The organism is Methylobacterium sp. WL103, from assembly GCF_008039885.1.
GTDB lineage: Bacteria > Pseudomonadota > Alphaproteobacteria > Rhizobiales > Beijerinckiaceae > Methylobacterium > Methylobacterium cerastii.
In genome coordinates, this window is the sequence record NZ_VRUX01001113.1 from 1 (window position 1) to 759 (window position 759).

A 759-nucleotide genomic window follows, 5' to 3' on the forward strand; every position below is an offset into this window, starting at 1 on the left:
CCCCCCCCCCCCCTTTTTTTTTTAAAGTATCCGGCTACCACGTTTACTAAAAGTTATGTTGCGTTCGGATGGTTATTTTTTGTAAAGAGACAGCGCCACCGGCCGGTCGGCGAGCGACCAGACCAGCCAGGAATCGGGCACGGTCAGGAGTTCGGCCAGATCCGGCGCGCAGTCGCGGAACTGCGCGCGCAGCACCGCCGGCTCGCCGAGCCGCCCCCAATCTTCGTCGCCCTGCCGCTCCGGCACGACCGCGACCACGTTGAGGTCGCGCCCGGCATGGATCGGGTAGTGGACGACATGGCGGCCGCGCCCGAGCCAGAGCCCGGTCGCCTCGCCCGCAAGCGCCTCCGGCACCGCCTCACGCGGCACGATCGCCCGCCAGGCGGCCATCCCGGCTTGGCTGAGCCCACGCGGATCGAGGTGGACGCGGATGCGCGAGCGCAGGCCGTCCGCGCCGACGACCAAGTCGGCCGACAGGTTTTCGCTGCGCGCGCCGTTCCCGCTCTCAAGGGCTAGGGTGACGCAGTCCTCGGTCTCGGTGAGGCCGGTGACTTCGCGGCCCATCATCAGGCGGATGCCGGGGCGCGAGCGCACCGCGTCGAGGAGCAGGGTCTGAAGGTCGGCCCGGTGGATGACGTAGTAGGGCGCACCGAAGGCGTCGCGCGCCGCCGCGCCGAGCGTCACGCCGCCAATCTTGCGGCCCGAATCGAGCGCGCGGACGACGACGCCCGGCGGCTCCGAGCCGGCGCGCCGGAGGGC

General features: G+C 70.6%; 1 pseudogene. It reads right to left on the reverse strand.

The features are described from left to right. Nucleotides 1–93 precede the first annotated feature (93 nt). Nucleotides 94–759 (reverse strand): annotated as a pseudogene (locus FV222_RS28120) (FAD-dependent monooxygenase); the annotation flags it as partial.